At 67.9% G+C, this 5,470-nt stretch carries 5 protein-coding genes and 2 pseudogenes; 3 read left to right on the top strand and 4 right to left on the bottom strand.

Going from position 1 to position 5,470, the window contains the following annotated elements; genetic code table 11:
• Positions 1 to 202: 202 nt before the first annotated feature.
• Entirely contained in the window at positions 203 to 811 is a 609-nt protein-coding gene (locus JF597_RS48965) for a TetR/AcrR family transcriptional regulator (RefSeq protein ID WP_294012319.1), read from the top strand.
• A gap of 565 nt (positions 812 to 1,376) precedes the next feature.
• Here the strand turns inward: JF597_RS48965 and JF597_RS48970 are convergent.
• Together JF597_RS48970 and JF597_RS55895 are read right to left on the bottom strand one after the other, a co-directional pair.
• Positions 1,377 to 1,766 (bottom strand): hypothetical protein, encoded by a 390-nt coding sequence (locus JF597_RS48970; protein WP_294012322.1) that lies wholly within the window; start codon positions 1,764 to 1,766, stop codon positions 1,377 to 1,379.
• 92 nt (positions 1,767 to 1,858) lie between these two features.
• Positions 1,859 to 1,996: pseudogene (locus JF597_RS55895) on the bottom strand (transposase); the annotation flags it as partial.
• 379 nt (positions 1,997 to 2,375) lie between these two features.
• On the opposite strand from JF597_RS55895, the gene JF597_RS48975 reads away from it, so the two are divergent.
• Both JF597_RS48975 and JF597_RS48980 read left to right on the top strand, forming a co-directional pair.
• The gene (locus JF597_RS48975) at positions 2,376 to 3,185 is read left to right on the top strand and encodes a hypothetical protein (protein ID WP_294012325.1); all 810 of its coding nucleotides are present in this window, start codon (positions 2,376 to 2,378) and stop codon (positions 3,183 to 3,185) included.
• A gap of 140 nt (positions 3,186 to 3,325) precedes the next feature.
• Positions 3,326 to 3,466: pseudogene (locus tag JF597_RS48980) on the top strand (transposase); the annotation flags it as partial.
• 47 nt (positions 3,467 to 3,513) lie between these two features.
• Here the strand turns inward: JF597_RS48980 and JF597_RS48985 are convergent.
• Both JF597_RS48985 and JF597_RS48990 read right to left on the bottom strand, forming a co-directional pair.
• Positions 3,514 to 4,317 carry a hemolysin III family protein gene (locus JF597_RS48985; protein ID WP_294012328.1) on the bottom strand — a complete coding sequence of 268 codons (804 nt, stop codon included), beginning with the start codon at positions 4,315 to 4,317 and terminating at the stop codon, positions 3,514 to 3,516.
• Positions 4,318 to 4,377: 60 nt separating this feature from the next.
• The gene (locus JF597_RS48990; RefSeq protein WP_294012330.1) at positions 4,378 to 4,710 is read right to left on the bottom strand and encodes a MerR family transcriptional regulator; all 333 of its coding nucleotides are present in this window, start codon (positions 4,708 to 4,710) and stop codon (positions 4,378 to 4,380) included.
• Between the last annotated feature and the right edge of the window lie 760 nt (positions 4,711 to 5,470).

Consider the following 5,470-nt stretch of genomic DNA (forward strand, 5'->3'; position numbering starts at 1 on the left):
GGCGGTGGTGGTGGGTGTGCTCATGATGCGCGGTGTCCTTTTCTGCGGGCCTTGTCGACCACGGTCCGGTCCGGAGGCGGTAGACAAGGGGGGTAAGGGGCGGGCGCCTGCCGGTTTCGGCTAGCCTGAAGTGGAGCGCCGCACCACTTAATATCCGGAACAGCGCTCCGTTTTGTCAAGCGGTGCCGAGAGGAAGAGCGTGATGCCCAGCGAGAGCCCCACGGGAAAGGTGCCGACCCGGAGCAAGCGGACCGACGCGCTGCGCAACCAGCAGACCGTGCTCACCGCCGCCGCCGAGGTTTTCGTCACCTCCGGAGTCGACGCGCCGATTCGCGAGATCGCCGCACGGGCGGGCGTCGGGATGGCCACGATCTACCGCCACTTCCCGACCCGGGCGGACCTCGTCACCGCCGTCTACCGCCATCAGATCGAGGCGTGCGTCGAGGCCGGACCGAAGCTGCTGGCCGGTTCGGAATCCCCGTTCGACGCACTGCGTCAGTGGATCGACCTCTTCGTCGACTTTCTGGCCACCAAGCACGGACTCGCCGACGCCCTGCAGTCCGACAGCGACCGCTTCGCCACTCTGCACACCTACCTCGTCGACCGCCTGGAGCCCGTGAGCGCCCAACTCCTCGACGCCGCGGTCGAGGTGGGCGAAATCCGGCCCGGCATCCAGCCCTATGAACTGATGCGCGGCATCGGCAACCTCTGCATCGGGCGCGACGACGACCCCCGCTACGACCCCCGCCGCCTGATCGAACTGCTCCTCCAGGGGCTGCGGCAGCCTCGACCGGCCACCCTGACCACCTGAGCGCCCTATTCGGGCCGGTCGACCAGCCCGGTGTGAGGCGAGCGCCGCTGCACCGCCGCGTCCAGTTCTCGGCTGACCGGTTTCTGCACCGCCGCCTCCAGTTCCCGGCCGACCGGCTTCTGCATCGGCCGGCTCAACGCCCGGTCAATCACGGCTTCCGCGAGCGTGTGCAGTCAGACGTTCGTGTGCGGAGAGACCTCACACAGCGAGGAGCGGTCCGTGCCCGACGGCGGGCCGGACGCGCCAGACGCCACGTCGGCCGGCCTTCGAGAGGAGAACGCGCGGCCGAACCCGACCGTCGTTGTCGCCATCGACGAATGGCTGTGGCCCTTGTCGGTCACACGGTGGGATCCAGGGTGTGCACCTCAGCCGGACCTCTCGCCCGAGGCGCCGAGAAACCCGGTCACGCTGCTTGAAGCGCCGCAGGCGTCTGTGCGTACACGGCGACTAGATGATCAATTCCTGGGGATGCCTGCGGGGGCGAGGAGTGGGCGGCGGCCGAAACCGCCGCGGGACAGTCAGGCGGCGGGCTGCCGGCCCTGGTTGTCGAGGTGGCAGCGGGCGGTCAGGCGTCAGGGTCGACTTCGGGGTGCGTGAAGCGCACGGGCTTGCCCAGCGACCGGGCGTAGACGATTTCGGCTCGGGTGCTGTCTCCGATGTAGTGGCCGACTACGAGCACCTCATCAGCGAGCCGGATCTTCGCCCGGTGCAGATCGTCGAGTTGAACCTTAAGCGCCTCGGCCTCGACAGGATCGGACCAAAGTTCGTGCGGCGACTTCATGTCACAGCCTGGTTTGACGACGATCTTTCCGGCTTTGGTCTCCCGCAGATCGGCCTCGGTCATCTCGGTCATGAAGCGGGTGGAGCCGCAGATCACGACGATACGCGGGAGGCTCAACAGCTTCTTCGCATCGGCGAGCTTCGCCTCGGGAGTGAGCAGTTGCGGGTATGACACTGGTTCCTTGCCTTCTCTCTTGGGTTCGTTCTGGTCATTCGTAAGATCACGAGACCCAGGGGCACCGGGCGTGACTGGCATGGTTCTGTCGCGCGGAGACGGTTGATGGCCCTGGTGCGGCCCGCAGCCAGGTCGTAGCGGCGGTCTGTCAGAATCCGCAGGTCAACCGCGATCTCGTCACCGGCCTGCATCGGGTGCAGGTCACGGCGCGCCCTGCCACCGGTCGCGATTTTAGTACGAGCACCGAACGACCCCTCGTGTTATGGGTGTTGTGACACACCGCGCCCGAGATGTGCCGGGAGATGATGTCCCCTCTGGCGTCGCCAGTGATGTCTCCGACGGTGAGGTTCTACGACGAGCCCCAGTTCGCGGCGAGCTTCATCAGCGGCGTGAGGCCGCAGGTGCGGCACTCTCCGCCCGGTCCTCGATCGTCTGGCCCGCAGCCGACTCGGCCGCTTCCTCGACGAGCCGTCGCGCTTCGCCGTTCTGACAGAGACGTGCCCGCTCCAGCCGCATTAAGTTCGCACTGCTGTGCGCAATTTCGTAAGATCTCCGCGCGAGGCGGTACCGCAATGGCCGAGTGCTCGCCCAATAACTTCGGAGACCCCCATGCGCCGTCCTCTCGTGCTCACCGCTGCCGCCGCACTGCTGTGCGCCGGCTGCTCCACGGCCGACGCCGGGAGCCGTGACAGGCCCGCGGCCGCGTCACCGTCTTCCACATCGTCGTCCGGCGCCCGCTCCGCCGTACAAGCGGCCGTCGCGGCTCTCCGCGAGGACAGCGCCGGGTTCCGCCAGAAGATCGAACTGAAGGGTGAGGGCAAGGTGTACGGCCTCACGATCACCGGTGGCTTCGACTTCGCCGCGGACAGGGGCCACCTCGCGGTCGACTTGCCCGGCGGCGCCATCGACCAGATCGACCAGGTCTTCGCGGACGGCAAGATATACATCAGCGGCGTCCAGGGGACCGGCGAGGATGCCTGGGGGGTTGTGCCCCGGGACAAGGCGCAGGCTCACTATCTGCTGCGGGCCCCGCTCAACGACCCCGAGCACGTCCTGCAGCAGATCGCCGCAATGCGCGAGATCTCCCGACAGGGCGAGGAGAACGTCGAGGGGGTGCGCACAGTGCGCTACCGCGGCATCCTCGACCACCGGACCGTCACTCTGCGCATGGCCCCGGATGTCCGCACGAAGACGGACCAAGCCCGCGACGCCCTGGGCAGCGACCTCCCGGTCTTCGCAGACGCGTGGGTCGACGGCCGGGGGCGCCTGGTGCAGACGCGCATGAGCGTCAACCTGTCCGGTGCGCAGGTGACGCTGACCATGGCGCTGTCGGACATCGGCGAGCCGGTCCGCGTGACGGTTCCGCAGGCCGCGGACACGATCCCCGTCACCACGGTCGGCGGCATCCTGAGCGGCTGAGCCGGACAGCCCGGCCAGCGTGTCGGCAGGGAACGCTCCTACGCCGGACGCTCCGGCTGTCGATCAGTCAACTCATGACGACGCACCCGGAACAGACCAATGCACCAACCACTTCGCGGATACGGCTGAGGGAACCTCACTTCGACCTGAAACGCCTTGGGATGATCAAGCAGAAGCTCGGCTGGACCCGTCCAAGACTCCGCAGTCCCGAAGCCACCGACCGGTGGACCTGGCTGATCATCGCCGCCCATACCAAACACCGCCGCGTCCCGGCCGCCGACGCCCTGCCGGCCGGGGCGCTGTCGAGCCGACGTGTCTCCTTGCCGGCTCAGGTGGCTGCCAGGAGGATGGCGGTGTAGTGCGCGGTGAAGGCGGCGATGGTCAGAGAGTGGAAGACCTCGTGGAAGCCGAACCAGGCCGGTGAGGGGTCGGGGCGTTTGAGGGCGTAGACGATGGCTCCCGCGGTGTAGAGCAGACCGCCGGTGATGACGAGTACGACGACCGCGGTGTTGCCGGTGCGCGCGAAGTCGGGCAAGTAGAAGACGGCCACCCAGCCGAGCGCGATGTAGCACGGGGTGTACAGCCACCGGGGAGCCCCGATCCACAGGATGCGGAAGGCGATGCCGGCCAGGGCGCCCGCCCACACGGCCGCCAGGAGCACCCGCTGCTGTCCCGTGGGCAGCAGCAGTACCGCCAGCGGCGTGTAGGTGCCTGCGATGATCAGGAAGATGTTCGCGTGGTCCAGCCGCCGCAGGACCGCCTCGCCGCGCGGGCCCCAGGTTCCGCGGTGGTAGACCGCGCTGGTACCGAACAGCAGGCAGGCCGACGCTGCGTACACCGAGCAGGCCGCCACTGCTGCAGTCGAGCGCGAAACGGCGATCAGTACGATGCCGCCCACCAGCGCCAGGGGGAACACGCCCGCGTGCAGCCAGCCTCGCATCCGCGGCTTCAGCGCAGCCGCCGCGCGCTGTACCCCGTCTTCCAGTGCGCTGGTTGTCTGCCCGGTAGTCGGCCAGCGGGTTGCGTGGGCAGGCGCATCGAGCGCCGGGGTGCCCAGGGTCTTGGGCGTGGTGCCAGTGCCGGACTCTGACTTTCGTCCATGTGCCGGCGGCTGAGGTTCTTCGGCGATCATGCGCTCATGTTCTGGAATCGAGGGGGGGTTGCGGCCCGGCGTATCGCTGGGGACCACGGGTCAGGTGTCGGCCGTGTGCGGGGATGCGGTGCGGCGGTATTCGGCGTTGATGCGCTGGGCTTCTTCGAGTTGGTCTTCGAGGATGACGATGCGGCAGGCGGCCTCGATGGGGGTGCCGCGGTCGACGAGTTCGCGGGCGCGGGCGGCGATCCGCAGCTGGTAGCGGGAGTAGCGGCGGTGTCCGCCCGCGGAGCGGAGCGGGGTGATGAGGCGGGCTTCGCCGATGGCGCGGAGGAAACCCTGCGTGGTGCCGAGCATCTCGGCGGCCCGGCCCATGGTGTAGGCGGGGTAGTTGTCGTCATCGAGACGGCCATAGGAATCGTCTGCTGTCATTGCACCTCTCTGTGGAACACATGGAGGGGCCCTGGCGCTGTACGGCGCCAGGGCCCGAAGGAACTGCTACACCATCTGCCGGCCCTACTACTGCGCCGGCCTTCTGTCTCCGCATACCCGACCGAGATGCTGCCGGGGATGCTGGGATCGCGGTTGCTTGACCGGAGACCACCTCACTATCGATGTCCTGCGGTACCCAGACTTCACAAGCTGCCTGGGCGATCCTGATGGCGTTCCGCTCCTCCGTTCTTCCCTCACTGCTGGTACTGCTCTACTGCGTACTGCTTTCGGCAGCCAGCCCCGTCGCCCGTCTTGTGTCTGCTCCGGCTTGGAACCCCACTGCCGACCTCCCGGTGCGCGCGCCCGCAGCCCGACGCCTTCACCGAGGTGCTGCTCACTGATTCCACTGCGTGTACTGCTCGCGGCGGCCCCTGATCACTGCGGGCCGCCCGGTCCGGCCGTCAGTCCCGTCGCCGTCCTGCAACAACCCTGGCTTCGAAACTCCACCACCGCACCGTCCTGCGAACTGCAACTGCGGTACTGCTGCCCGGCAGTTCATGTCTGCCGGGCCCTTCCGTCTGTCTGGGCTACGAGAGAAACCATAACCACACCACTGACCAATGTCTACTCCGACGAAGATAGATTTCCATGTGTGGGGGGTGAGGCATCCCCTTGACCGGCGATGGCGGGGCAGCGCCAAAGCAGCCCTCAGGAGGCCTTCGTCGCTCAGGCCCTCGGGGCCCGGCCGGGGCACCCGAGC

This window comes from Streptomyces sp., assembly GCF_019510245.1.
Lineage (GTDB): Bacteria > Actinomycetota > Actinomycetes > Streptomycetales > Streptomycetaceae > Streptomyces.

Excerpts from the sequence above, each read along its gene's own strand:
- JF597_RS48985 (WP_294012328.1), bottom strand. The coding sequence starts at position 4,317 with ATGATCGCCGAAGAACCTCAGCCGCCGGCACATGGACGAAAGTCAGAG.
- JF597_RS48975 (WP_294012325.1), top strand. The coding sequence starts at position 2,376 with ATGCGCCGTCCTCTCGTGCTCACCGCTGCCGCCGCACTGCTGTGCGCC.
- JF597_RS48965 (WP_294012319.1), top strand. The coding sequence starts at position 203 with ATGCCCAGCGAGAGCCCCACGGGAAAGGTGCCGACCCGGAGCAAGCGG.
- JF597_RS48990 (WP_294012330.1), bottom strand. The coding sequence starts at position 4,710 with ATGACAGCAGACGATTCCTATGGCCGTCTCGATGACGACAACTACCCC.